This is a genomic window from Dehalococcoidia bacterium, from assembly GCA_035310145.1.
Classification (GTDB): Bacteria; Chloroflexota; Dehalococcoidia; order CAUJGQ01; family CAUJGQ01; genus CALFMN01.
Genome location: DATGEL010000066.1, coordinates 1 through 22,912, shown reverse-complemented (window position 1 = coordinate 22,912; position 22,912 = coordinate 1). Strand labels below are relative to the sequence as shown.

The window sequence follows — 22,912 nt, the reverse complement described above, 5'->3', positions numbered from 1 at the left end:
GTGAGCCGCGCCTGCAACTCGGGCTTACATCCGCGCATCGGATCTTTCGAAGGATGTTGAAGCCCCGCGGGAGCATGGCATGATTCGAACCCTGATGATCGCGTTCGCCTTTCTGCTGCTGGCTGCAGGTTGCAGCTCCGGCAACAACAACAAGAGCAGCGCCACGACGGCGGCCGCCAGCGCTTCACCGGCGCCGACCGCGAGTGCCGCGCCCGCCTCCACGCCCGCGCGTAGCCCCACGCCCACCGCGACGCCGGCGCAAGCCGCAAGCGCGCCATCAACCGGCGCACCAGGGGCACCCGCACCAGCGACGGGCGCGGCCGCCGCGACGCAGACGGGCACGGCGTTCCCCACCGTAAGCGCGTCCGCTCCTGCCAGTTCGAGCCCGCCGGCGCCGAGCACCGCGACGCCGCCCTCGCCGCCGCCACCACCGCCGCCGATCCCCACGGGCACGGCCCGCGGCGGACGCGACAGCACCGGCGCCACGCTGCCTGTGGGCGATCTGTGCCCGTTGGGCTACCCGATCAAGGGCGACGAGAACCAGAAGGCGTACAGGCCGACGGACCTGGAGTACCAGACGGTCCGGCCGGTCGCCTGCTTCCAGACGGCCGAGGATGCCGTGACGGCGGGCTACACGCTCGCCCATCCCTGAGCTGGCGCGGACTACTTCCTCCGTCAGAATCGCTTTGACACCCGATCTGGCCGCGCATACCATCGAAGCACTCTCAGCGGCTGGCGACAGCGACGATGGAGGCGACACCGTGACGACGCAAACGAAGCCCAGCGCATCCAAGCAGGCGCGGGCGCTGGTGCAGCGCCCCCGGCTGGAAGAGATGGGGCTGGACACCGGCAAGCTGGTGCGGCTGAAGCGGATCTACGGCCGCGGCAAGGGCAACGGCACCCTCCTTTTCCTGCCGATCGACCAGGGGCTGGAACACGGCCCGCGCGACTTCTTCCCCAACCCGGCAAGCCTGGATCCGGACTACGAGTGGCGGCTGGCGGTCGAGGGCAACTACTCGGGCATCGCCCTGCAGTACGGCCTCGCCTCCAAGTACATCCGCGACCATGCCGGCAAGGTGCCGGTGGTGCTGAAGCTCAACGGCAAGACTGACATTCCCCCGGACAAAGCGCCGCTCTCGCCGCTGCATACGACGGTAGAAGAGGCCGTGCGGCTGGGCGCGGACGCGGTCGGCTACACGCTCTACGTCGGCTCGACGCTGCAGTCCGAGGATTTTAAGCAGTTCGGCGAAGTCCGCCGCGAGTGCGAGCGCTACGGCATGCCCGTGATCGTCTGGTCGTATCCGCGCGGCGAGGCAATGGACGCCAAGGGCGGCCGCGAGAGCCCCTACGCCGTCGAGTACGCGGCGCGCGTGGCCTGCGAGCTGGGCGCCGACATCGTCAAGGTGAACATGCCGACCGATCCAGGCGAGAAGGCGCAGGCCAGCCCCAAGCCCTACAGCACGATGTCCTACGACATGGTGGAGGGCTTCGAGCGGGTCGTCCGCGCTGCCGGCCGCACGCCGGTGCTGCTCTCCGGCGGCGAGAAGGTCTCGGACGAGGAGCTGTTCAGCAAGGCGGAGTCGGCGCTGCAGGCCGGCGCCACGGGCTTCATTTTCGGCCGCAACGTTTGGCAGCGCCCCTACGCCGAGGCGAACCAGGTGATCAAACACCTGTGGGAGCTGCTCGGCAAGTACTGACTCTCAGGGGGAGGCTATCGGGCGAAGGGCGTAGAAGCGGAATCGCATCTATCGAGGCCGGGCCGGCGCGCTTCTCGCCGGCCCGGCCTACTTGGCCGGCGGCGTAGACGCCCTCCGCCCTATGGCCTGCGTCGTGGTCACAGCTCGCCGGGGCCGATGATGCCGCTGCCCTCGCCGACCTTGCGCATCTGCTCAAAGTCGTGCCGCGCGGTGACCCAGCGCACGGTGCCGGAATGTGAGCGCATCACGATCGAGTTGGTCGTGGCGCCGCCGCCGAAGTAGCGCACGCCCTTCAACATCTCCCCGTCGGTCACGCCGGTCGCGGCGAAAAAGACGTCGCCCGTGCCGACCAGGTCCTCGGTCGAATAGACCTTCGAGATGACGTAGCCGGCGGCCTCGGCCTGCTGTCGCTCGTCGTCGTTGCGCGGCCAGAGCTGGCACTGGATCTCGCCCTTGAGGCAGCGCATCGCCGCCGCCGTCAGCACCGCCTCCGTGGCGCCGCCCACCCCCATCAGCACGTCCACGCCGGTCTCGCCCACGGCCGGTGAGATGCCGCCGGAGACATCGCCATCCGGGATCAGCTTGATGCGCGCCCCGGCCCGGCGGCACTCGGCAATCAGTTCTGCGTGGCGGTCGCGGTCGAGGATACACACCGTGAGATCGGAGACGAGGCAGCGCTTCGCCTTGGCGATCCAGCGCAGATTCTGGCTGGGCGAGGCGAGGATGTCGATCGAACCGGCCGCCTCCGGCCCAACCGCGATCTTGTTCATGTAGACGATCTCGCGGATGCCGAACATCGCCCCGCGTTCGGCCAACGCGATTACCGAAAGCGCGTTCGGCAGGCCCAGCGAGGTCAGGCGCGTGCCTTCCAGCGGATCGACGGCGATGTCGACGGCGGGCTGATTGCCGTTGCCCACCTTCTCGCCGAAGTACAGCATCGGCGCCTCGTCCTTCTCGCCCTCTCCGATCACGACGATGCCGTCCATGTCGATCGATTGCACGGCGGCGCGCATGCCGCGCACGGCCGCGTCGTCCGCGGCGTTCTTGTCGCCGCGGCCCATCCAGCGCGCCGCGTTCATCGCGGCGATCTCCGTGACTCGTACCAGCTCCATCGCCAGGTTGCGTTCGATCGGCGCCTTCACGGTAGTCATGCCTCGCCCTCCGTTACGATTGCTGAAAGCTGAGCCTGCCTGCCGCCCGTGCTTAGCGCCGGCAGCCGCCGTGCCGCCTCGGCCAGCGTGTCCTCGCCCTTGCTGAAGGTGAAGCGGATCGTGGAACGACCCAGCGCCTCGTCCTTGCAGAAGCTGCTGCCAGGCACCGGCGCCACGCCGATCTCCCGAATCAAGAAGCGCGTGAACTGGACGTCGTCGAGATCGGTCAGCGGCCGAATGTCGGCCATGATGTAGTAGGCGCCCTCAGGGGCGGCGCAGGAGAAGCCCGCGGTTTGCAGCGCTTCCAGCAGCATGGCGCGCCGGCGTGTGTAGCTGGCGCGCAACTCGTCGTAGAAGCTGGGCGGAAAGCCCAGCGCCACCGCTCCCGCCTCCTGCAGCGGCGCGGGCGCGCCCACGGTAAGAAAATCGTGGCACTTGCGAATCGCGTCGCTCCAGGGCGGGCGGGCGATCACGTAGCCGAGCCGCCAGCCCGTGACGCTGAAGGTCTTCGAGAAGCCGCTGATCGTGATCGTGCGCTCGGCCATCTCCGGCAGCGTCGCCAGGCTGATGTGCTGACGGCCGTCATAGATGATGTGCTCGTAGATCTCGTCGGTGATCGCCAGCACATTGAACTCGCGGCAGAGGCCCGCGATCGTCTCCAACTCCGCGCGGCTGAGCACACGCCCGGTCGGATTGTGCGGCGTGTTGACGACGATCGCCTTCGTGCGCGGTCCGAACGCCGCCCGTAGCTCTGCTGATTCGAAGCGGTATTCCGGCGGCCGCAGCGGCACAAACACGAGCTTCGCGCCGGCCAACGCGGCGTCGGGGTTGTAGTTCTCGTAGAACGGCTCGAAGACGATCACCTCGTCGCCCGGCTCGATCAAGGCGAGCATCGTCGCCATCATCGCCTCGGTCGCTCCGCAGGTGACGGTGATGTCGCGCTCCGGCTCGGCCGTGATGCCGTTGAAGGCGAGCGCCTTCTTCGCGATCGCGTCGCGCAGCGGCTTCGCTCCCCAGGTGATGGCGTACTGGTTGTGGTCGGCCTCGATCGCCGCGATGGCGGCGTCCTTGATCGCGCGCGGGGCGGGAAAGTCGGGGTAACCCTGCGCCAGGTTGACGGCGCCGTGCAGCGCCGCCAGCCGCGACATCTCGCGGATGACGGATTCGGTGAAGACACTGGTACGCGCCGCGACCATGAGCGCTCCCTGCAGATGGCTTCAAAACCTGCCCGCGGGTTCGATGCCGCCCGCGTTGTACGGGCGTAGCGCCGGTTATGAAACCATTTCGGAGAAGCCGGCGCGCCCGCGGCCGGCGTGTACGCGCAACCGCGCTCACACATCGGCAACAAGCCGCCGGACCGACAAACGGCTGCCCGGACCGGAGACCGGTCGGGGCAGCCGCTATCATACAGGATCGCCGCGCTCGCTGAATGCCAGCAGAGTTACGCCGCCGGCAGGGTCGCTGCGTCGAATTCGAGGAAGGCGCGTCCGCCGCAGCGCTTGCAGCGCAGCCCGCGGCCCGCCTGGCGCTCAACGCCGATCTCCTGGCCGGAGCGGAAGGGCCGAATCGTGATCTTGCCGTCGCCCACGTTGCGCGTGGCCCGGCCAAGTGTACGGCCGCAGTTCAGGCACTGCACCTCGCCGCGCACCACTGCCTCGCCCGATCGCGCCGCGCTCATCGTCGTCATCGTGGTTCCTCCCCTCGCGCCGTCTCGCGGCGCCCGCTCATCAAAGCTCGTTGAAGGGAGTCTACGGTCCCGACGGCCGGGGCAAGCATGAGCGCCGGCACGCTCCAATCGTGAAGCTGACGACACAGTCGAGCGAGCGGCAGCGTTCAGCGCTGGTGAGCCGGATCTTTGAAGCGCGGATCGATCACGGTCACGTCCGGCCGAACATGACCGGCGCGCTGGGCGTACCAGAGGGCGAAGGTGTGCCCGTCCTGGTCGGAGGTCACCGTTCCATGCGGCGGCGCGGCATTGAGCGTGGTCGTCGCGAAGTTCCACGCCTTCCAGTCGCCGCGCAGGTTGAAGTCGTGCAGGCCGACGATCGCCCAGGGAGCAACCGTGACGATCGCCACAACCACGGCGGCGGCCGGCAGCCAGCGCCGCCAGCGCGCCCGCGCCGTATTCCAGGCCCAGGTGAGCACTGCAAGCATGCCCACGCCGGCAAAGACGGCGATCAGCACGTCCGCCTGGATCAGGTAATTCTCGCGGCCGTCCGCCTTATATTCGGTGTAGAAGATTGTGGAAAGCGCAATGACGGTAAGACCATGCACGGCGAACGGCCGATCGTGATCCCACAGCACGGCCGCGCCGCCCACCGCGAACGGCAGGATCCACCAGGCGAACTGCGTGAAAAGCAAGCGGATCGCGACTGGCAGCCCTTGCACGAAGACGGTGAGGCTGTGGTCGAGGTAGTGGTGATACGGCGCGCCGGTGACCACGTCGATGAAGCGGTCAAAAGTCGTCGGGTCGCCCCAGTTGGAGGCGGGATGCTGCGCCGCGCGCAGCGGCAGCAGCAGATACAGGCTGAGCGGCGCCAGCAGCAACACCACGGCCCCGGCCATCAGCTTCGGCTGCAGCAGGCGGTTGCGGTAGCTCAGGCCGAGTGCGAGGGCCGCCCCGATCAGGGAGAATCCGAGCGTGGTGTGATGCGCCAGCGCGAAGCCGCCGGTCAGCGCCGCGCCCCAAACCTGCCGCCGCGCATCGCGCGGCCCGGCGACGATCCAGGCGATCAGGCCGGCGAACAGCGCGACCTGGGCATAGGTCTCCGCCTGCACGGACTGCGACCAGAGCGTGCGGGAGGTGGCAAGGGCCAGCGCCGCTGTGAGCGCCGCGCCATAGCGCATGGCGGCGCTGCTGCGCGGCAACGCCCCCGCAAGGCGCAGCACGGTCAAAAAGACAAGCACCGACGCGCCTGCCGCGCACAAGCCGGAGAAGAGACCAAGCCGGTAGGCGATCTGCCCGACGGGCACGAGGTGCGCGAACACGCCGCCGACGAGCACGTAGAGCGGGTAGCCGGTCGGATGTGGAATGCCCCAGGTGGCCACGGCGGCCGCCAGGTCGCCGCTGTCGCCGTGCGGCGGGAAGCGCCAGTTGACCGAGGGCGCCATCGTCGCCAGGTACAGCGCGAAGGCGAGGAGGCCCGTACCGCCGCCCAGAAGTACGGTGACACATCGCGGCAGCGCGATGGCAGCGGCGTGCTCGCCGGCGCCTACGGCAGGGGCCGCTCTGGCAGTGGAGGTCTTTACGCTGGCACCTCCGCCGCGCGGTGCTCCGGCAGCAGGGATTCTCTGTTTCGCCATGCTCCCGTCTCGCGAGGCCGCGCCCAACGCCCAACGCCCTACGCCCTACGCCCTCCAAAGATAAGGGGCGGCACGAAACCCGGCGCATGCGCCGTTGCTCGCGAGCGACTCGCCTAGTACTCCAGCAGCGCCTCGACCCGGTAGCCGTCGAGCTTGCTGCGCCCGGCCAAAAAGCTGAGCTCGATCAGAAACTGCAGGGCGTGCACCTGGCCGCCGATCAGCTCCACCAGTTTGGCGGCCGCGTTGGCCGTGCCGCCCGTGGCCAGCACGTCGTCCACGATCACCGCGCGCTGACCCGCCGCCAGCGCATCGCGGGCGATGTCCAACTGGCTGCTGCCGTACTCCAGCGTGTACTCGATGCTCATGCGCGGCGCCGGCAGCTTTCCCGGCTTGCGTACCGGCACGAAGGGCACGCTCAGCCGGTCCGCCAGCGGCGCCCCGAAGAGGAAGCCGCGCGACTCAATGCCCACCACCGCCTCAACCGGCTCGCTGCGGTATCGCTCGGTGAACCGATCGAGTACTTCTTTGAAGGCCGCCGGATCGCGCAGCAGCGGCGTGATGTCGCGGAAGAGCACGCCCGGCTGGGGGAAGTCTGGGATGTCGCGGATGTACTGCTTCAGGTCCACGCCACCGCTCCGCGACCCCCTGTTGGCGGCCGCGCCAGCGTAGCATAGGAGCGCCACGGCGAAGCGGTCAATCGCGATTGCTGGGCGCACGAGCGGGTAGAATGTGGCTGGCGGGCGCGCGTCGCGGTTGCGGCAGGTCGCGGGGTGGGGCGGGGATGGCGATCGGTGGGCGATGCGTATGGCTGTTGCTGGCCGCGAGCGTACTGTTCGCGACCGGTTGCGGCGGCGGGACTAATTCGAACAAGCCAAGCGTTTCTGTGACCGCGACGCCTACGGCCGCCGGCCAATCGCTCGTCACCGCGACAGCGGCAGACAGCGTCGCCTCGGTTGCGCCGGACGGCCGAACCTACGTCATCACCAACGCACGCTTCGACGCGCTGCCCGGCGCCCGGGCGCTCTACGGTGTGATCGCGGGCGCGGCCTACGAGATCGAAGTGCCCCAGAACTGGAACGACGAGCTAGTGCTCTACGCCCACGGCTTCACCGGCGACGATCCAATCGTCTTCGTGCAGATGCCGCCGCTGCGCAACTATTTCATTGCGCACGGCTTCGCCTGGGCCGCCAGCAGCTACGCCACCAGCGGCTACAATCCCGAGCAGGGGCTGCGCGACACGCTGGCGCTGCGCGACGCCTTCATCCAGCAGGTCGGCGCGCCGCAACGAACGTATATCGACGGCACGTCGATGGGCGGGCACGTCGTCGTCTCGGCCATGGAGCAAAGACCCGAGCTGTTCGCGGGCGGCTTCTCCGAGTGCGGCGTCGTCGCGGGCGTCGAGGAGCTGGACTATCTGGTGAGCTACAGCGCCCTCGCGGCCTACGTCACCAACACGCCGCTGCCGATCACGGATCGCGCGGCGTTTCTGAGGACCGTGCGCTCTCGGCTGCTGCCGGCGCTCGGTCCGGCGGCGCGGCCGACGCAGGCAGGGCAGCAGTTCGAGGCGCTGGTCGAGAGCCTCACCGGCGGCCCGCGCCCCTGGCGGCATGAGGGCTTCCTCGACCGCCGCGCCGGCAACTTCGAGGTCACGGCCAGCGAAGACCCGCAGCACCTCAGCCTCGCCGCGCGGGCCGCGACCAACGTCGGCGTCCAGTACACCGCCGATTCCGCATCCGGCATCGACGTCGCCCGGCTCAATGCGCTGATCCCGCGCCTGCCCGCCGATCCGAGTGTGCGCAACGCCGCCGCCCACCCGGACTTCGCCCCGCGCACCGGCAAGCTCAAGGCGCCGCTGCTGACGCTGCACACCACCGGCGACCACTTTGTGCCGATCAGCCTGGAGCAGGACTACCGCCGCATCGTCGATACGGCCGGCGCCGGCAACCTGCTCGTGCAGCGCGCGGTACGCCGCCCAGACCACTGCCAGTTCAGCAGCAACGAGCTGGAACGCGGCTTCGGCGACCTGGTGAACTGGGTGGAGCACGGCGTCAAGCCCGCGGGCGACGACCTGAGCAATCCCGATCTGCGCAACGCGGGCCTGAACTTCACCGATCCGCTGCTTCCCGGCGATCCGGGCGGGGAATGATGCCGACAGGCGACCGCGACCGTCCGGCACCGAGGCGGGACGAGCATCCCGACCCGTACCGCGCGATTGCGCCGTTCTACGACCGTACGCTCGCCGGCTTCGAAGAGGACGTTCCCCTCTATGAAGCGTTCGCGCGGCGGCTGGACGCGCCGGTGCTCGATCTCGGCGTAGGCACCGGCCGCGTGGCGATGGCCCTTGCCCACGGCCAACGGCGGATAGTCGGCATCGACCGTTCCGCCGCGATGCTGGCGCTGGCCGTCCGGGCGCTGCGCCGGCGACAGGCAGACCGTGTCGATCTCGTGCGTGGCGATCTGCGGGCGCTGCCCTTACGCGGCGGCTTCGGGTTGATCCTCTGCGCCTGCGACAGCTTCCTGCATCTGCCGAACGCCGAGGCCCAGCTCGAGACCCTGCGTGCCTGCCGCCGACTGCTGCATCCCGCCGGCCGGCTCGTGCTGGATCTGCCCGGGCCCGCCGGCGATTGGGGCGACTGGGCGCCGGGCGCACGGCCGCTGGTGCTGGATTGGAGCGAGGCGGGGCCGGGCGGCCGCGTGAGCCGCTTCACCACCTTCCGCGCCGACGCCGCCGCCCAGACTCGCGATGTGACCGACATCTACGAGGAGATCGCGGCCGATGGCAGCGTGAAGCGCGTGGTGGCGGAGTACCGCCTGCGCTTCGTCTTTCCCGCCGAACTGCGCCTGCTGATTGTCGCCGCCGCTCTGCGCCTGGATGCGCTGTACGGCAGCTACGAGCTGGACGGGTTCGACCAGTACAGCGGGCGGATGATCGCCGTTGCGGCGTGTGACGGCGTGTGACAATAAAGCATGGTGAACTGCCGTGCCGGCCGCGGCTGAGTCGCGCGTTTCCGGCTCGTGATCACGCCGCGGCCGGCGGTATAGACTTAGCAGCATGAACCAACGCCGCGTCGCGGTCGATGCCATGGGTGGCGATCATGCGCCCGCGGCCGTGATCGAGGGCAGCGTCGCGGCGGCGCGGGAACTCGGCATCGCCGTCACGCTGGTGGGCGACGAGGCGGTGATCCGCCGCGAGCTGGGCCGGCACGGCGCCGCGCCGCCGGCCCTGAAGATCGAGCACGCGCCCGCCGCGGTGGCGATGGACGAGCATGCGACCGCCGGCCTGCGCCACCGTCGCGACACCTCGCTGGCGGTCGGCGTCGGCCTCGTCAAAGACGGCCGCGCCGGCGCCTTCGTTTCCGCCGGCAACTCCGGTGCGACGATGGCCGTCGCCACGATGCTGCTGGGGCGGCAGCCCGGCATCGAGCGGCCTGCGCTCGGCACCGTCTTCCCCAGCGAACGCGGCCGCTTCCTGCTGCTCGACGTGGGCGCCAACGCCGACGCCAGGCCGTCGTACCTGGTGCAGTTCGCGGAGCTGGGCCGCGGCTACGCGGAACGGGTGCTGCGCGTCGGCCGGCCTCGGGTTGGCCTGCTCAACATCGGCGAAGAGCCGGGCAAGGGCAGCGAGTTCGCGCGAGAGGTGCACGAGCGTCTCGCGGCCTGCCCCGGCCTCAACTTCATCGGCAACATTGAGGGCAAAGACCTCACGCGCGGGTTGGCCGATGTCGTCGTCACCGACGGCTTCACGGGGAATGTAGCCATCAAGACCGCCGAGGGCGTGGCCGAGTTCATCATGCGCGAGCTGCGCGGCGCCCTCACCTCGCGCCTGCGCTACAAGCTCGCGGCGCTGGCGCTGCGTCCCGCCTTGCTCGCACTGCGCGGACGCATCGACTACGCCGAGTACGGCGGCGCACCGCTGCTGGGGTTGAACGGCGCCGTCCTGATCAGCCACGGTCGCAGCAACGCGCGGGCGATACGTTCGGCGGTGCGCGCCGCGCAGGAGGCAGCGGCGCTGGACTGGCCGGCGCCGGCTCAGGCCTCATCGCGCGCGGCGGGCAGCGGTGAGGCGTCGTAGCGGGCGATCAGGCGCATGGCGCGCTGGATCTGCTTCAGCCGCTCCGGCTCGGCGGCGTCGCCGCTGAGCACGCAGTACTCGACGTGGCGATCGAGCAACGCCAGGGTCGCCTGGTCCAGTCCGGCGCGCACGGCGGTGAGCTGCGTCAGCACGTCTTCGCACTCGCGGCCCTCGTCCAGCATGCGCAGAATGCCGCGCACCTGGCCCTCCACGCGCCGCAGCCGTGTCTGAATCGCCGTAAGGGTTTCGGCATGCTGCGCGGTCATCGATGCGGCACTCCATAATCTGGTGCGACGGGTCTTGACATACCCCCTGGGGGTATCCTATCATCATGCTGAAGCGGGGGCAAGATGCCCCGTGATCCGGTCTTCGCCGGAGAGAGGAATCAGTGGAATGGCAACCAATGAAGTGAAGGACGTGGAGGAAGTGACCGACGGCAGCTTCCAGGCGGACGTCCTTCAGTCCGGCAAGCCGGTGCTCGTGGACTTCTGGGCGCCGTGGTGCGGGCCCTGCCGCATGGTGGCGCCGATCGTGAAGGAACTGGCCGGCGAGTACGAGGGCCAGGTCGAGTTTCGCAAGCTGAACACGGACGAGAATCCGCAGGTGGCCACGACCTACGGCATCCGCAGCATTCCGACGCTGATGCTGTTCAAGGGCGGCCAGCGCGTCGATCAGATCGTAGGCTTCCGCCCGAAGGCGCAGATCAAGGAGCGCATCGAGGCCGCGCTGGCCTAGGCGGCTCCTTCACCGGCAAACGAGCCGCAGCGCCGATCGGCGCTGCGGCTCGTTTCTATACCTGCTTTAGAGGATGTCAATGAAATGGCCGGTGCTCGCCGGCCAACCGAAGGCACCGCCATGGGCACGAGGGCGATCAACGCGCGGGTAGATCGCTCGGATGTCATGCTCGATGACCCCGAGCTCGACCGCTTTCTCCCTGGCCCGCCCGGCCGCAGGGCCGCCCTGATGAGCAGTTCGCGCCGGGGCAGCGAACCGCTGCGCCCCAACTCCGCGCCGAGGTCGGTCCGCTGACGCGGCAGCTACCCGATATGCCGCGCCGGCGCCCGATCACTGCCGCCATCCGCCACAGATTCGTTGCATTCCGCCGCCGCGAGCGCTGTGCTACGCTCAGGCGGGTCATGATGCCCATCTCTGGGAGTGGGGGCGCTCCGGTGAGCGTCGCGGTCTTCAAAACCGTTGCGGGGCGGTTGCGCCGTCCTGGGTGGGTTCGACTCCCATGCACTCCCGCCACCCCATCCGCGGCGGTCGCGACGCCCCAGTGGACGGCTGGTCCTCGCGTGTGTCGGCGGCGCCCCTCACGGAGCGGTCGAACCACCGAGTTGCCTGCGCCCAATCACCCCATCCGCGGCGGTCGCTCCGCTGCCGAACGGCTGGCAACGACGCCTGAGTCAGCGTCTCGTCGAGCGTGACGGCTGGTGAGCGTGAATGACACGACGGTTGCGCGTTCTTTATGACGTGTCGCACCAGGGGTATGCCGCGCGCGTGCGAGGCGGCCGTCGCGGCATCTACCGCGCCACCGAGGAGTTTCTCCACCACGCCGTGGACGAGCCGCGGCTCGATTTCCGCCTGCTGGCCGGCGAGTCCCGCACGGCCGAGCTGAACCTCCGCTTTTACGCTCAGGCCGCCGATGCGGCGGTAGCCGATCGCATTGTGCCGATCGGCCAGCCGCCCGGCGAGTTCAGTGCCGTGCTGGAGCGGGCGCTGTTCGGCGCCGGCCGGCAGCTGCGGCCGCTGTTCGGCGACCAATCTCGTGCCTGGCATGCCATCGCCGCCGGACCGAAGCGGCTGGTAAACCGCCGAGGACGGCCGGCGCCGGCGATGGCCGAGGTCGACATCTTCCACTCGCTGTTCTCGCCGTTGCCCGAAACGCGCGGCGGCGGGGCTGCCGCGCAGGTTCTGACCATCTGGGACCTGCTGCCGCTCACGATGCCTGAGCATTTTCCAGATGCGGTCGGGCGGCGGGCCGTCGCTAGGGCCGCCCGCTCGCTTGTGCCGGCGCGGGGCCACGCGATCTGCACGAGCGCGGCGGCGAAGGCTGACCTGGTGAGTGCGGTCGGCATCGATCCGGCCCGCGTGCATGTGGTCCCGCTCGCCGCCTCAGCGGCACTCTTTCAGCCGGTAGCAGATCCAGCGCGGATCGCCGACGTTCGCCGGACCTACGGCATTCCTGCCGGCCACTACCTGCTCAGCCTCGGCGCGATCGATTCGCGCAAAAACCTGCCGCACCTGGTTCGCTGCTTCCGCAGGCTGCAGGCGGAACGGGACGCGCCGCCAGCCACGCTCGTCATTGCCGGCGAATACACGGAGCGCCACCGAGGACCCCTGGCCGAGGTGCAGGCCAGCAGCGCAGGCGAGGCCCGGATCGTCTTCACCGGCCGGGTAGCCGACGCAGACCTGGCCGCTCTGTACAGCGGAGCGCGGGCTTTCGTCTTTCCCTCGCTCGGCGAAGGCTTCGGCTTGCCCCCGTTGGAGGCAATGCAGTGCGGCACGCCGGTCATTTGCTCCACTGCGCCGGCGTTACCCGAGGTGACCGGCGACGCGGCCCTGGGCGTCGCCCCGCGCGACGAGGCCGCGCTCGTCGCCGCACTGCGGGCCGTGCTCGAAAACGATGCCCTCGCCAGCGATCTCAGCCAGCGCAGCAGGCAACGCGCCGCGCAGTTTAGTTGGCGTCGAACGGTGGCTGAGACGGTAGGGGTCTACGAACGATTGCTCACCGGCTCAACCTGATCTGCCACCATCGGTGCGAACCCGGGCCAGTAGACCAAGCACTGACCGCTGACGGCCGCGGCGCCCGTGCTACGTCGGTCCCGCCGCCAGGCCCGCCGATTCGGCAGACTGCGCCGCCGCGGGCGACCGCTCGTGCCGGCGATCGGCCGCAGCTGTGTCGACGCGCATGGCTACCAGCGCGCCGAGTCCGACGACGTAATACGTGCCGATGGGCAGCGTGGTGAGATAGGGCACGAAGAGCGAGCCGACGAAGATGGCGGCACTCAGTGTCAACGCAGCATCGCGCTGCCTCGTGCGCGCAGCGCCGCGCAACATAAGGTAGAGCCACCAGGCAAGGAGCAGCGCGCCCACCAGCCCGACTGAATCGATCCACCAGACGACCGCGGCCTCGTTTTGCCGCGGATGCGCCCGACCCACGAGCCAGGAGAGGGGGTCGCGCGGCAGATCGGCCAGGTAGACGCCGTGTGTGAGGGCGCTCTGCCGGCTGCCGACGCTGCCTTCGACCTTCTGCTGGAGCACGTTGCCGATTACCGGCACGCGGCCGTAGTCACGGGCCACGAATGGCGCCAGCGCGATCAGCGACAGCGCCACGCAGGCGGAAATGAGCAGGAAGCGCACGCGCCTGGTCGACTGCAAGAGGCCGAGCACGAACAGACCGGTGACCAGCATGAGCGCGCCCGAGAAGGACCACGAGACCGCCAGCACGAAGAGCCCGCTGCCCGCGAGCAGAAGCGGGTAACTCCGGGGGAGATCCCGCTCGCGGCCGGCCAGGACGATCAGACAGAGGGCCGCATAGGCGCCGGCCGAGTTGGGATCGTCCCAGATGCCGCCGAAACGCACCAGCGCCCCCGAGTAGCCGAGAGCCGGCAGCCGCCCGGTCGCAAACCAGAGCGCGATCTCCACCACGTCCGCGACCGCGTGCAGGAGCAGCAGGCCAAATGCCAGCATCACGACCGCGCGCTTGTAGTCCGCCCACAGGCGATGGCTAGCGGCGAACGCGGCCGGCAGTAGCCAGAGCAGCGGCGCCACGCCGAGGATCGCGCCCAGCGGGCGCAGAACCTCCGTGGACTGTGCAACGAGGGCGTGTCCGGCGCCGGCCAGCGTGCACCACACGGCCAACGCCAGCCAGACACGCTGCTCGGTGCAGCGCAGCAGCCGGCCCCGCACTTGCGAGCGGACAGTATAGGCGAGGGCGCCGGTCAGCAGGAGGATCGCCGCATACTTGCCGAGCGACACCCAGAGTGGGGTGTTGGCGTAGGTCGGCGAAGTGGCGGCGGCGTTGATCCTGGCCGGGTAGCGGTAGACGTCGTATAGCGAGACCACGGCGAGCACGGCGAACAGCCAGAGCAACGGACTGGCCAGGACGCCCCGGCGCCTCAGCTCCGGCCAACCGTCAAACACCTTCACCATCGCTGGAACGCCGTGCCCAGCGCGGAGATGAGCTGCGCGCCAAGGTCGTTCTCGAAGCGGGCAGCGACGTGCGGCGGCGGCGGGCCGCCCGGCGTCGGACCCGCGTCCGCCGCATCGATAGCTTCGGCGAGCGCCGCCACGGAGCGCACGGGGACCGGCTGCGCCGCGGCGCCGACGATCTCCGGCAGGGCGCCGCCGTCGCTCACCACTACCGGCAACCCGCACGCCAGCGCTTCCCAGACGGGGAGACCGAAGCCTTCCTCCAGCGACGGCTGCACCAGCAGCCGCGCCCGCGCGTAGGCCCGCTCCAGCTCGGCCTGAGAAACCGCACCGTCGAAGGAGACACCATCCGCGAGACCGCGCGCAGCCGCCCAGCTCGCCAATGCCGCCGCCTCTTGCGCACCGCCGCCCAGCAGGCGCAGCCGGCCGCCGCGCCGGCAGAACGCGCAGCGCGCGAAGGCGTGCAGCAACCGCGGCAGGTTCTTGTGCGGGCTGAAGCGACCGACGAACAGCGCCTCCGGCCGGATGCCCGACACCGCGCGCCGCGCCCGCACGCGCTCAGCCTGCGCCGCGTCGACCGGCAGTCGCAGGACGTGCACCTTCTCGGCCGGGACGTGCAGGTCGGCACAAAGCCGGCGGTGTGAGTAGTCGGAGACGGTCAACACTGCGGTCGAAAGCCGGGCAGCGGCCATGAGAAACAGCCGCTTGAACGCCCGCGCCGCGCTGCTGCCGTTGTAGCGAATCTGGATCGTGTCGTAGATCAGCGTGAGGCTGGGGCCGGGCCGAAGCGGCCGGATCTGGTGCAGGTAGACCGCGATGTCGTGCGGCGGCAGCGCCAGGACGTCGCGCTGGCCCTTGAGGGCGAGCAACGGATGGGCGTTCGCGATCCACTCGGCGCCGTCCCAGGCGTAGCCTCGAACCGCGGCCGGCCCCCAGAGCAGCCAGCGCCCCGGCGGCGGGTCGGCTGCGAGGGAGCGCAGCAGTAATTCCGTGGTGCGGCCTGCGCCGCTCGGTCCGAGCAACCGGCAGTCGAGCAGCAGACGCGTGCCATGCGGAAAGGCATGCCGTTGCGCGATGCCGAGGCGCTGCGCCCGCGCCGTCGTTGCCATAGCTCGTCATGCCCTCGCGCGGCGCTCAGCGCGCCTGGTCCGTCGGTCCGGCGGCGCCGGGTCTGTCACGATCCCGCGGACAGACCAAGCCTACACCACCGCCGGCGGCGCGCCCGAGACGACGCACGTTCAAGCGCGCGGCCGGCGGCGGTGGAACGGCTTCTTTCCGACGACGACGGCGTTTGCGAGCGCGGAGATCACCACGGCACTCTCGCTCACCAGCCTGAAGGCAGTCTCCGCCTCCGCGGCGCGGATCGGCGTGCCCGTCCCGGCTGTCGCCGCCGTCACCCGCGCGTGCAGCGCCCACCAGTCCTGCGCAAACGAGGTTTCCGCCACGCGCGACAGCTCCTGCCGCAGGGGGCGCCGCGTGATCGTCGCGAACGCGTGCTCCAGGGAAGAAAGGTCGCTCACCGCGGACAGCCGGAGCGTGGCCTGCTCCCGGCTCATGCCGCCCCCGAGCAGCCGGGCGCTCAGCACCTCGCGCACCATCCCTTGCAGCACCGCGTCGGCGAGCAGCACGACGAGAATGCCGGTTGGCGAGGTGTCGCTGAACAACAGGAGCTGTCCATACGCCGCCCGCACCTCGCCTTCGTCTGCCAGTCCGAGGCAGTGCCGAACCTCGTCGAGCAGTTCGGCCTGCGACGGCGCACCCTCGCCGCCGGCGGCAGACGCCTGGACGCGGCCGGCCAGTGTCAACAACTCGGCATCGCTCAGCGAGCACCGGAAGCGCCGGCGGAAGGCGCGCGCGAAGCCGCGGCCATGATCGCCCTGCCGCGCCGCTGAGGCGTAGACGGCGCGAAGCAGATCGCACAGCGCCAGCAACGCCGGCGGCGGAAAGAGGCGGCGCTCGCCGGGCTGCTTGCAGTGCGGGCAGCGGCGCCGGCAGTCAATCAGCGACTCTTCCGGCGTCAGGTAGAGGCAGCGCGGGCATTGAAACTGCACCAGGCGCGGCAGCAACGCCTGGCTCTCCGGGCCAGCCTGCGCAGACTGGCGGGTTCCGGCCACGGCAGAGGCCGCGAGCAGGGCATCGGCGTACGCGTCCATGCTTGTCGATCCTATGGGGTACAGAACACTCTCGTTGCACAGGTGGCAGACGGCCTTGAGATCCTCGGATACACCGCGCTCCGGCAGCTTCTTCCAGTGTCGATCAGCGCGCCCGTCCCTCCCCGGCGAGCGGCCGAGGCCGCTGATCTCTTCGGGTCGGGCCGGTGACTACGGCGCCGCCCTCACTGGCATCAACGTCGCGAAGATGGCGAATGGTATGCGCGCTCGAGATCGTGGCGAGTGCAACGCGCCGCCGCACGGATGTCTCCTCCCGTGACGAAACAGACCGTGCCGGCAGTAGGCTCTTTCGACGCGAGCCTGCTGCGCCTTCGCCCGTCTGCCGGGCCGGGCGCCGCCACGACGGCTCCCGCACCTGCAGTGTGACGAAACCGGCGCCGCGGCGCTGTCAGCGGACCCATGCAACGGCTGTTACATAGCTCACAGGGCGCGCCGGGCTGCTGGCGGCGTAAGCCGCCGGCGGTCTCGCGCACTGCCGGAGCGTCCACGCGATTAGGCGCCGATGCCCCACGCGATGGCGTTGCGCAGCAGCGTTTGATAGGCCGCATGCTCCCACGGGTCGCGGAAGGTGAGGGGCGTGACGTTGTTCGGATCCACGCTGCGATCCACCGAGCCCTGCACGTTGTTCGTCGGGTTGTGGCAATGGCCCAGCGCGATGTAGGTCACGCCGCCGTCGCCGATCGGCCGCGTGTAGCCGAGCACACGCGTCTTGCCGTCGGCCTGCAACGAGGTGTCCTCGTCGTAGATCGTGCCGATCGCCGGCGAAACCGCCTCCGGACCGTACTCGGCGCTCAGCAGCACCCGCGTCGAGCTGGGATCCTGCACCTCGATGAAGTACGGTTCGTCGGCCACCTCGAAGGATTCGGGCAGTCCCTTCGTCAGTTGGTCGGGGGCGTCGCCGACGTCCACGCGAAAGCGGCGGATCGGCGGGTGGGTGAGGAAGTAGCCGCCCAACACCGCGTGATGTTCGAGCTTGAGCATGCGCCGCTGACGTGAGCCCTCCACCCGCACGGCCTTGCCGCCGGCCGTGCCGTGCAACCCCAGCCAGCGCCCGCCGGACTCCAACCAGCGCCTGATTGCCAGCGACTGCTCGGCGTTCGGATATGGTCCGGCGACGTAGGTAATCAGCAGGCGGCTGATCGGCAGCCACCGCTCGACGTCGACGAAGTCGCTGGCGGCCGAAGCAGGGATCGCTTGCTCGGCCAGCAGTTCGAGCAAGCGCAGCCGGGCGTAGTCGTGGTCGTGGCCGGCATCCTTGCCGGGGGGAAAGCCGCCGGCGATCAGGTGCGCGCGGCCCGGAGTTGCAGCCGACATTTCAGATTCTCCTCCCACGCACGCCGGCAACGCGCGCCGGCAGCGGTGTGCCGGCCGACGCGCGGGCAGCGCCCGCGGGTGCAAAGTAGCACTCCAAGCAGCCCTGCGGCCAGTGGGCGGCTCGCGAAGCTCAGTTGCCGCGCCGCGAGGTCGCCGCGGCGTACGCCGGACCCTCGTGCACGCGGCCGTCGCGCTCGATCACGAGGTTGCGCGCGGCGGCGAAGCCGGCCGGGCCGATCGCCAGCGTAAAGCCGAGCAAGGTCAGCAGCGACAGCGTCCAGCTTCCGGTCGCCGTGTGCAGCAGTCCCATCACCAGGGGCCCCAGAGCCGCGATCAGGTAGCCGCCCGCCTGCGCCATGCTGGAGAGCCGCGCCGAGACATCGCTGTCCGCGGCGCGCAGCACGATCAGCAGCAGCGAAAGACTGAGCGATCCGCCCTGCCCCACGCCCAGCAAGGCGACCCAGAAGAAGGCGCTGGCGGTGGGCGCCCAGAGAACGCCGAGCACGCCGATCGCCGAGACAGCGACGATCGCTGCCACGACTCGACGCTGCGTCGCGAGGCGCACCGCCAGCAGCGGCGCGGCGACGTTGCCGACGATGCCCACCAGGCTGAGTACGGAGAGCAGCAGGCCGGCCTGGGCGTCGCTCAGGCCGCGATCGCGGTAGATGGCGGGCAGCCAGGAGAGCTCGCCGTAGAAGACCAGCGAGCCGAGTCCCATCGTGAAGGTGAGCTGCCAGGCGAGCGGCACGCGCCAGAGGGGCGAGCTGCTCCGCGGCGCGTGGCTGCCCCGTTCGCGGCCGTGGACGCGCAGTTGCGGCAACCAGCCGGCGAGCGCAAGCAGCACCGGCAAGGCCCAGATTCCCAGCGCCCCATGCAGGCGCAGGGGCGTCGCGTCCACCACGGGTACGGTGGCGGCGGCCGCCAGCGCCGAACCCAGCGTCATCACCGTGGGATAGGCCGCCATCAGCGCTCCCGCTCGCTGCGGAAAGCGCCGCTTGACCAGGCTCGGCAGCAGCACATTCAACAGCGCCACGGCAAGGCCGGCGAGCACCGTGCCAGGGAAGAGCGCCGGATCGGGCCAGATCGCCCGCAGCACAATGCCTGCCAGCAGCGCCAGCAGCAGACCGAAGATCGCGCGCTCCTCGCCGAAGCGTCCGCGCAGACGCGGGCCAGCGAGGGCGCCGGCGCCGAAGCAGAGCACCGGGATCGTGGTCAGCAGCGACTGTCCGGCGCCGCTCAGGCCCAGGCGATTGAGGATCGGCGGCACGCCGGAAACCGCCGTGCGCATGCTGAAGGCCACCAGCGCCACGCCGGCGACGCCCAGCAGCGACGCGCTCCCGGCCAGCGCCAGCCGCCGTCCGGCGGCCGGCGCCGCCACCGCGCCAACTATCACGCGCGACGGATCTCCGGCCTCCAGCGGCACACGGGACTCTTCCGGAACGGTCATCGGCGATGCGCCGGCACGGCGGCATCGTCCGGCCGCGCCGGCGCTGGCCAGCGGGCACGCGTTGCCGATCGAGCGAGTGATGATCTGCTCACCAGCCCCCGAGCTCCCGGCGCCGCCGCGCCACGAGACGCATAACAACCCGAGCCTTCTACCAGAGCGCGTCGCTGGCGATGCGGGCGCCCTCAGCAAGCGACCGCAGCTTCGCCCAGGTGATGCGCGGATCGACCGTGCTGGAGGTGGCGAACGTGCCGAAACCGCAGTCGCTGCCGGCGATCACGTTCTCCCGGCCCACCAGCTCGGCGTAGCGGTAGATGCGCTCGGCCACCAGCTCGGGGTGCTCGATGAAGTTGGTCGTCGAGTCGATCACCCCGGGAATGATCAGCTTGCCGGGCGGCAACTTCGTGTCCTTCCACACCTTCCACTCGTGCTCGTGGCGCGGGTTGGCGCCTTCGAAGGAGATTGCGGCCGGGCGCGCCGTCAGCACGATGTCGATGATCTCGGCGAGGGGTACGTCCAGGTGGTGCGGCCCTTCGTAGTTGCCCCAGCACAGGTGCAGGCGCATGCGATCGGGGGGAATATCCTTCGTCGCCTCGTTCAGGACCGCAACGTGCTGGGCCACGATCGTGCAGAACTCCGCGATGTTCAGGTCGCCGAAACGCAGATGGCGGCTCATCGCCAGGTCCGGGCAGTCGAGCTGGAGGAGGAAGCCCGCCTGGTGGATCGCGTTGTATTCGTCGCGCATCACGCTCGCCAGCGCGGCAAGGTACGCTTCCTGGCTCGGGTAATACTCGTTGCCCAGGAAGATCGCGATCACGCCCGGCGAAGCAGAGCTCATGAAGACCTCTTCGACCGACGCTCCGGCCGTCGCCGCCTTGAGGTTGTCGATGTCGCGCTGCACCGCGGCGAAGTCCTTCCAGGCGATCGGCCCGTTGCACGAAGGCCGCAGGATCGCCGCCCCGCCGCCGACCACGCGCCGCTCGGTGAACTCGGGGAAGTCGCGGGCTTCGGCCTGGACGGTGGTAACGCGGTGCGGCCCGCCGAAACCGGTGGCGCGGTCCTTGATGTAGGTCGCGTAGCCGGGCTTGCCCATCTCGCCGTCGTTGACGACGTCGATGCCGGCGTCGGCCTGGCGGCGCACCGCTTCGTTCACCGCCTCGCGCACACGGCCCTCGAAGGCGCCGCGGTCGGCGAGGGTGCCGGACTCGGACTCGCGGATGAGCTGCACCAGGTCGGGCGGCCGCGGCAGGCTGCCGGTGTGCGTGGTCAGGATGTGCTGGCTGCTGCGCTTCATCGATCGCCGCCTCCTGCTGCAAGCCGGGCACTGCACCGCGCCGCTCGCGACCTCGCAGGCAAGCATACCCTTTCGACGGGCGTTGCAGATCGCGCCGCGCGGCACTGATCGGCGCGCGATGGCAGGCTATGCTGGCGGTGCATGGCGAGGCGTGGGCCGGCATAGCGATGCACAGCCGGCGGGAGGGCACGATGGCGATCGTCGAGACGGAACAGAGCGACGGTATTATGGTGATCCGCATGAACCGGCCGGAGCGCCTGAACGCGCTCGGGACCGAGCTGCGCGGGGCTCTGACCGAGGCATGGCGAAGCTTTCGCGACAGCCGTGGCGTCGAAGTCGCGATCTTTACCGGCACGGGCCGCGCCTTCTGCGCCGGCGAAGACATGAAGGAGTCCGTGGCGCGCGGCAGCGCCCCGGCCGGCGGACCTGGGGCGCGCAGCGATGCGGATAATCCGTACGAGGTGGGCACGCTGGACAAGCCCGTGATCGCGGCGATCAACGGCTTCGCTATGGGCGGCGGCTTCTTGCAGGCCGAGCGGGCCGACCTGCGCCTGGCCGTGCGTGGTGCGGTGTTCGAGATGTCGGAGGCGAAGCGCTGGCTGCTCGGCGGCTATCAGCACGGCATGATCGGCGGCCTCTCGCACGCCGTCGCCACGGAGATGGCCTTCGCCTACCGCTTCAGCGCCGATCGACTCTATGAGCTGGGCTGGCTGAACCGCTTGACCGATGCCGAGGAGCTGCTGCCCGCCGCGCGCGAGATGGCCGCGCACCTGCTGACGTTGCCGCCCGCGTCCCGCGTCAACACGCTGGCGATGATGCGGGCGCTGCGGCCGCGCGTTCCCGACGATCTGGAGCGCCTGGCCGGCCGCCTGCGCGATCACGGCGCCAAAGACGACCTCATGGAGTCTCGCCGCGCCTTCGCCGAGAAGCGCCCGCCGCGCTTCAAGGGCTGGGACGACCCGGCGGACCGCGAGCGCACGCCGAAGCTGGCCGCCGTGCAAGTCGAACATGCGACCCGCCCGTGAAAGGACCGGCCGCGCTCTGTTGACAGCGCGCTCGTTCGGACTGAGGATGATGCCGTTCCGCGCGAGCGGCGAGGCGCCGGCGGCAGCGGGACTCGGTGGCTCGGCGGATAGAGTCCCAGGAGGTGGGGCCATGACTCGGACGTCGGTCAGGTACAACCCGGCGGCGCAGGTCCAGTTCATGGTGGAGGATGTGGAGTACCGCCGTGACGGCGACCGCGCCTGGCTGGCACGGCTCTACCGCCCGCAGGCCACCGGTCCGCTGCCGGCGCTGCTGGAGATCCACGGCGGCGCCTGGAACAGCGGCGACCGCACGGCTAACCCCGCCCTGGCCGAGGGCCTCGCGGCGAGCGGCGTGTTCGTCGCCTCGATCGACTTCCGCATGGGCGGCGCCGATCCCTATCCCTCGTCGCTCGCGGATATCAACTACGCGACCCGCTGGCTGAAGCTGCACGCGGCCGGATTCAATGCCGAGGCCGCGAGCGTCGGTGGACTGGGCATCTCCAGCGGCGGCCACCTGATCATGCTCAGCGCCATGCGGCCGGGAGACGCACGCTATGCGGCGTTGCCAATCGACGGCGCCGACGCGGACGCGACGCTCGCCTACTTCATCTCCTGCTGGGGGGTGCTCGACCCGTACGGTCGCTACCGCATGGCCCAGGAGCGCGGCAACGGCGATCTGGTGGCGAACCACGACCGCTACTTCCTCAGCGTCGACGCGATGCATGAAGCGAATCCGCTGGAGATCCTCCAGCGGGGCGAGCGAGCCTCCTTGCCGCCTGCGCTGCTGATCCAGGGCACGGCGGATACGGGTGTGCCGTACGGCATGATCGAAGAGGTCGCTTCACGCTACAACGCCGCCGGCGGTGAGGCCGAGCTGGCCCTGTTCGAAGGGATGCCGCACGGCATCGCCGGCTGGCCCGCCGCGGACGTTGCCGCCATGGTCGACCGCATGAAGGGGTTCATCGCCCGGCGGCTCGGCCTCATCCTCGCGTCAGCGTAGCCAGGCGCCGTGGGGGCGCCTGGCGCCAACCCGTTGTGCAACCGGAAACGAACCGCGCGACAGATGCTCAGCCGAAAGCCCCGCGGATCGCTCCGTACCTGATCGCTTCTTGCCGGCGTCCGCGGGGCACGGGAATGGGGCCACGCGCCTAGGGCGTGTCTGGTGAATCACTTGGGGAGCCACAGCAGTAATGCGGCAATCACCACCATGGCGCGGTAGTTCCAGCCTCGCTTGTCGTAGCGGGTGGCCAGGGCGCGGAACTGCTTCAGCCGGTTGTGGCAGCACT

Annotated in this window: 22 protein-coding genes and 1 tRNA gene; 10 read left to right on the top strand and 13 right to left on the bottom strand. The window is 70.0% G+C overall.

The genetic code is table 11. The annotated features are described in order from the left end of the window. Positions 1-79: 79 nt before the first annotated feature. Positions 80-652 (top strand): hypothetical protein, encoded by a 573-nt coding sequence (locus VKV26_12925; protein HLZ70797.1) that lies wholly within the window; start codon positions 80-82, stop codon positions 650-652. Between the two features lie 109 nt (positions 653-761). After that, entirely contained in the window at positions 762-1,697 is a 936-nt protein-coding gene (locus tag VKV26_12920) for a fructose-bisphosphate aldolase (GenBank protein HLZ70796.1), read from the top strand. Positions 1,698-1,834: 137 nt separating this feature from the next. Here the strand turns inward: VKV26_12920 and glpX are convergent, their stop codons facing one another. The 5 genes from glpX to VKV26_12895 all read right to left on the bottom strand — a co-directional run bounded on the left by glpX (position 1,835) and on the right by VKV26_12895 (position 6,777). Beyond that, complete coding sequence (gene glpX, locus VKV26_12915) at positions 1,835-2,848, bottom strand: class II fructose-bisphosphatase (protein HLZ70795.1); 1,014 nt, start codon at positions 2,846-2,848, stop codon at positions 1,835-1,837. Next, entirely contained in the window at positions 2,845-4,044 is a 1,200-nt protein-coding gene (locus tag VKV26_12910) for an aminotransferase class I/II-fold pyridoxal phosphate-dependent enzyme (protein ID HLZ70794.1), read from the bottom strand. The genes glpX and VKV26_12910 overlap by 4 nt, the downstream gene beginning before the upstream one ends. Positions 4,045-4,289: 245 nt before the next feature. After that, a complete protein-coding gene (locus VKV26_12905; GenBank protein HLZ70793.1) occupies positions 4,290-4,535 on the bottom strand; it encodes a hypothetical protein in 246 nt (81 codons plus the stop codon). A 146-nt stretch (positions 4,536-4,681) separates the two neighbouring features. Further along, positions 4,682-5,959, bottom strand: a complete 1,278-nt coding sequence (locus VKV26_12900; GenBank protein ID HLZ70792.1) for a DUF2723 domain-containing protein — start codon at positions 5,957-5,959, stop codon at positions 4,682-4,684. Between the two features lie 305 nt (positions 5,960-6,264). Further along, on the bottom strand, positions 6,265-6,777 hold the full coding sequence (locus VKV26_12895; GenBank protein HLZ70791.1) for an adenine phosphoribosyltransferase: 513 nt from the start codon (positions 6,775-6,777) through the stop codon (positions 6,265-6,267). Positions 6,778-7,034: 257 nt separating this feature from the next. On the opposite strand from VKV26_12895, the gene VKV26_12890 reads away from it, so the two are divergent. The 3 genes from VKV26_12890 (at position 7,035) to plsX (ending at position 10,223) form a co-directional block, all read left to right on the top strand. Further along, positions 7,035-8,297, top strand: coding sequence for a prolyl oligopeptidase family serine peptidase (locus VKV26_12890; GenBank protein ID HLZ70790.1), 1,263 nt, complete (start codon positions 7,035-7,037; stop codon positions 8,295-8,297). Beyond that, positions 8,297-9,109 (top strand): class I SAM-dependent methyltransferase, encoded by an 813-nt coding sequence (locus VKV26_12885; protein HLZ70789.1) that lies wholly within the window; start codon positions 8,297-8,299, stop codon positions 9,107-9,109. Before VKV26_12890 ends, VKV26_12885 begins: the two co-directional genes overlap by 1 nt. Before the next feature lie 94 nt (positions 9,110-9,203). Continuing rightward, a complete protein-coding gene (gene plsX / locus VKV26_12880) occupies positions 9,204-10,223 on the top strand; it encodes a phosphate acyltransferase PlsX (protein ID HLZ70788.1) in 1,020 nt (339 codons plus the stop codon). On the opposite strand, the gene VKV26_12875 is transcribed toward plsX, so the two are convergent. After that, on the bottom strand, positions 10,181-10,489 hold the full coding sequence (locus tag VKV26_12875; protein ID HLZ70787.1) for a metal-sensitive transcriptional regulator: 309 nt from the start codon (positions 10,487-10,489) through the stop codon (positions 10,181-10,183). The genes plsX and VKV26_12875 overlap by 43 nt on opposite strands. A 127-nt stretch (positions 10,490-10,616) precedes the next feature. On the opposite strand from VKV26_12875, the gene trxA reads away from it, so the two are divergent. The 3 genes from trxA to VKV26_12860 all read left to right on the top strand — a co-directional run bounded on the left by trxA (position 10,617) and on the right by VKV26_12860 (position 12,968). After that, positions 10,617-10,958, top strand: coding sequence for a thioredoxin (gene trxA / locus VKV26_12870; GenBank protein HLZ70786.1), 342 nt, complete (start codon positions 10,617-10,619; stop codon positions 10,956-10,958). Between the two features lie 416 nt (positions 10,959-11,374). Continuing rightward, positions 11,375-11,471: transfer RNA gene (locus VKV26_12865), tRNA-Sec, on the top strand. Positions 11,472-11,927: 456 nt separating this feature from the next. Next, on the top strand, positions 11,928-12,968 hold the full coding sequence (locus VKV26_12860) for a glycosyltransferase family 1 protein (GenBank protein ID HLZ70785.1): 1,041 nt from the start codon (positions 11,928-11,930) through the stop codon (positions 12,966-12,968). 69 nt (positions 12,969-13,037) lie between these two features. On the opposite strand, the gene VKV26_12855 is transcribed toward VKV26_12860, so the two are convergent. From VKV26_12855 to VKV26_12830, 6 genes are all read right to left on the bottom strand, one after another. Then, positions 13,038-14,378 carry a hypothetical protein gene (locus VKV26_12855; GenBank protein HLZ70784.1) on the bottom strand — a complete coding sequence of 447 codons (1,341 nt, stop codon included), beginning with the start codon at positions 14,376-14,378 and terminating at the stop codon, positions 13,038-13,040. Beyond that, a complete protein-coding gene (locus tag VKV26_12850) occupies positions 14,372-15,487 on the bottom strand; it encodes a glycosyltransferase (protein ID HLZ70783.1) in 1,116 nt (371 codons plus the stop codon). The genes VKV26_12855 and VKV26_12850 overlap by 7 nt, the downstream gene beginning before the upstream one ends. 129 nt (positions 15,488-15,616) lie before the next feature. Then, a complete protein-coding gene (locus tag VKV26_12845; GenBank protein ID HLZ70782.1) occupies positions 15,617-16,531 on the bottom strand; it encodes a hypothetical protein in 915 nt (304 codons plus the stop codon). Between the two features lie 510 nt (positions 16,532-17,041). Beyond that, positions 17,042-17,863, bottom strand: a complete 822-nt coding sequence (locus VKV26_12840; protein HLZ70781.1) for a ThuA domain-containing protein — start codon at positions 17,861-17,863, stop codon at positions 17,042-17,044. Positions 17,864-17,993: 130 nt separating this feature from the next. Beyond that, positions 17,994-19,310: an MFS transporter gene (locus VKV26_12835; protein HLZ70780.1), complete on the bottom strand. Its 1,317-nt coding sequence runs from the start codon at positions 19,308-19,310 to the stop codon at positions 17,994-17,996. 148 nt (positions 19,311-19,458) lie between these two features. Then, positions 19,459-20,601: a cobalamin-independent methionine synthase II family protein gene (locus VKV26_12830; GenBank protein HLZ70779.1), complete on the bottom strand. Its 1,143-nt coding sequence runs from the start codon at positions 20,599-20,601 to the stop codon at positions 19,459-19,461. Between the two features lie 191 nt (positions 20,602-20,792). Here VKV26_12830 and VKV26_12825 point away from each other — a divergent pair, with 191 nt between their 5' ends. After that, positions 20,793-21,626 carry an enoyl-CoA hydratase/isomerase family protein gene (locus tag VKV26_12825; GenBank protein HLZ70778.1) on the top strand — a complete coding sequence of 278 codons (834 nt, stop codon included), beginning with the start codon at positions 20,793-20,795 and terminating at the stop codon, positions 21,624-21,626. A gap of 130 nt (positions 21,627-21,756) precedes the next feature. Beyond that, positions 21,757-22,626, top strand: a complete 870-nt coding sequence (locus VKV26_12820; GenBank protein ID HLZ70777.1) for an alpha/beta hydrolase — start codon at positions 21,757-21,759, stop codon at positions 22,624-22,626. Between the two features lie 167 nt (positions 22,627-22,793). Here VKV26_12820 and VKV26_12815 read toward each other — a convergent pair. Beyond that, a partial coding sequence (locus VKV26_12815) for an IS5/IS1182 family transposase (GenBank protein ID HLZ70776.1) occupies positions 22,794-22,912 on the bottom strand: 119 nt, incomplete at its 5' end.

Excerpts from the sequence above, each read along its gene's own strand:
- VKV26_12925 (HLZ70797.1), top strand. The coding sequence starts at position 80 with ATGATTCGAACCCTGATGATCGCGTTCGCCTTTCTGCTGCTGGCTGCA.
- glpX (HLZ70795.1), bottom strand. The coding sequence starts at position 2,848 with ATGACTACCGTGAAGGCGCCGATCGAACGCAACCTGGCGATGGAGCTG.
- VKV26_12910 (HLZ70794.1), bottom strand. The coding sequence starts at position 4,044 with ATGGTCGCGGCGCGTACCAGTGTCTTCACCGAATCCGTCATCCGCGAG.
- VKV26_12905 (HLZ70793.1), bottom strand. The coding sequence starts at position 4,535 with ATGACGACGATGAGCGCGGCGCGATCGGGCGAGGCAGTGGTGCGCGGC.
- VKV26_12900 (HLZ70792.1), bottom strand. The coding sequence starts at position 5,959 with ATGGCGCCCTCGGTCAACTGGCGCTTCCCGCCGCACGGCGACAGCGGC.
- VKV26_12885 (HLZ70789.1), top strand. The coding sequence starts at position 8,297 with ATGCCGACAGGCGACCGCGACCGTCCGGCACCGAGGCGGGACGAGCAT.
- plsX (HLZ70788.1), top strand. The coding sequence starts at position 9,204 with ATGAACCAACGCCGCGTCGCGGTCGATGCCATGGGTGGCGATCATGCG.
- VKV26_12875 (HLZ70787.1), bottom strand. The coding sequence starts at position 10,489 with ATGACCGCGCAGCATGCCGAAACCCTTACGGCGATTCAGACACGGCTG.
- trxA (HLZ70786.1), top strand. The coding sequence starts at position 10,617 with ATGGCAACCAATGAAGTGAAGGACGTGGAGGAAGTGACCGACGGCAGC.
- VKV26_12855 (HLZ70784.1), bottom strand. The coding sequence starts at position 14,378 with ATGGTGAAGGTGTTTGACGGTTGGCCGGAGCTGAGGCGCCGGGGCGTC.
- VKV26_12850 (HLZ70783.1), bottom strand. The coding sequence starts at position 15,487 with ATGGCAACGACGGCGCGGGCGCAGCGCCTCGGCATCGCGCAACGGCAT.
- VKV26_12845 (HLZ70782.1), bottom strand. The coding sequence starts at position 16,531 with ATGGACGCGTACGCCGATGCCCTGCTCGCGGCCTCTGCCGTGGCCGGA.
- VKV26_12840 (HLZ70781.1), bottom strand. The coding sequence starts at position 17,863 with ATGTCGGCTGCAACTCCGGGCCGCGCGCACCTGATCGCCGGCGGCTTT.
- VKV26_12835 (HLZ70780.1), bottom strand. The coding sequence starts at position 19,310 with ATGACCGTTCCGGAAGAGTCCCGTGTGCCGCTGGAGGCCGGAGATCCG.
- VKV26_12830 (HLZ70779.1), bottom strand. The coding sequence starts at position 20,601 with ATGAAGCGCAGCAGCCAGCACATCCTGACCACGCACACCGGCAGCCTG.
- VKV26_12825 (HLZ70778.1), top strand. The coding sequence starts at position 20,793 with ATGGCGATCGTCGAGACGGAACAGAGCGACGGTATTATGGTGATCCGC.
- VKV26_12820 (HLZ70777.1), top strand. The coding sequence starts at position 21,757 with ATGACTCGGACGTCGGTCAGGTACAACCCGGCGGCGCAGGTCCAGTTC.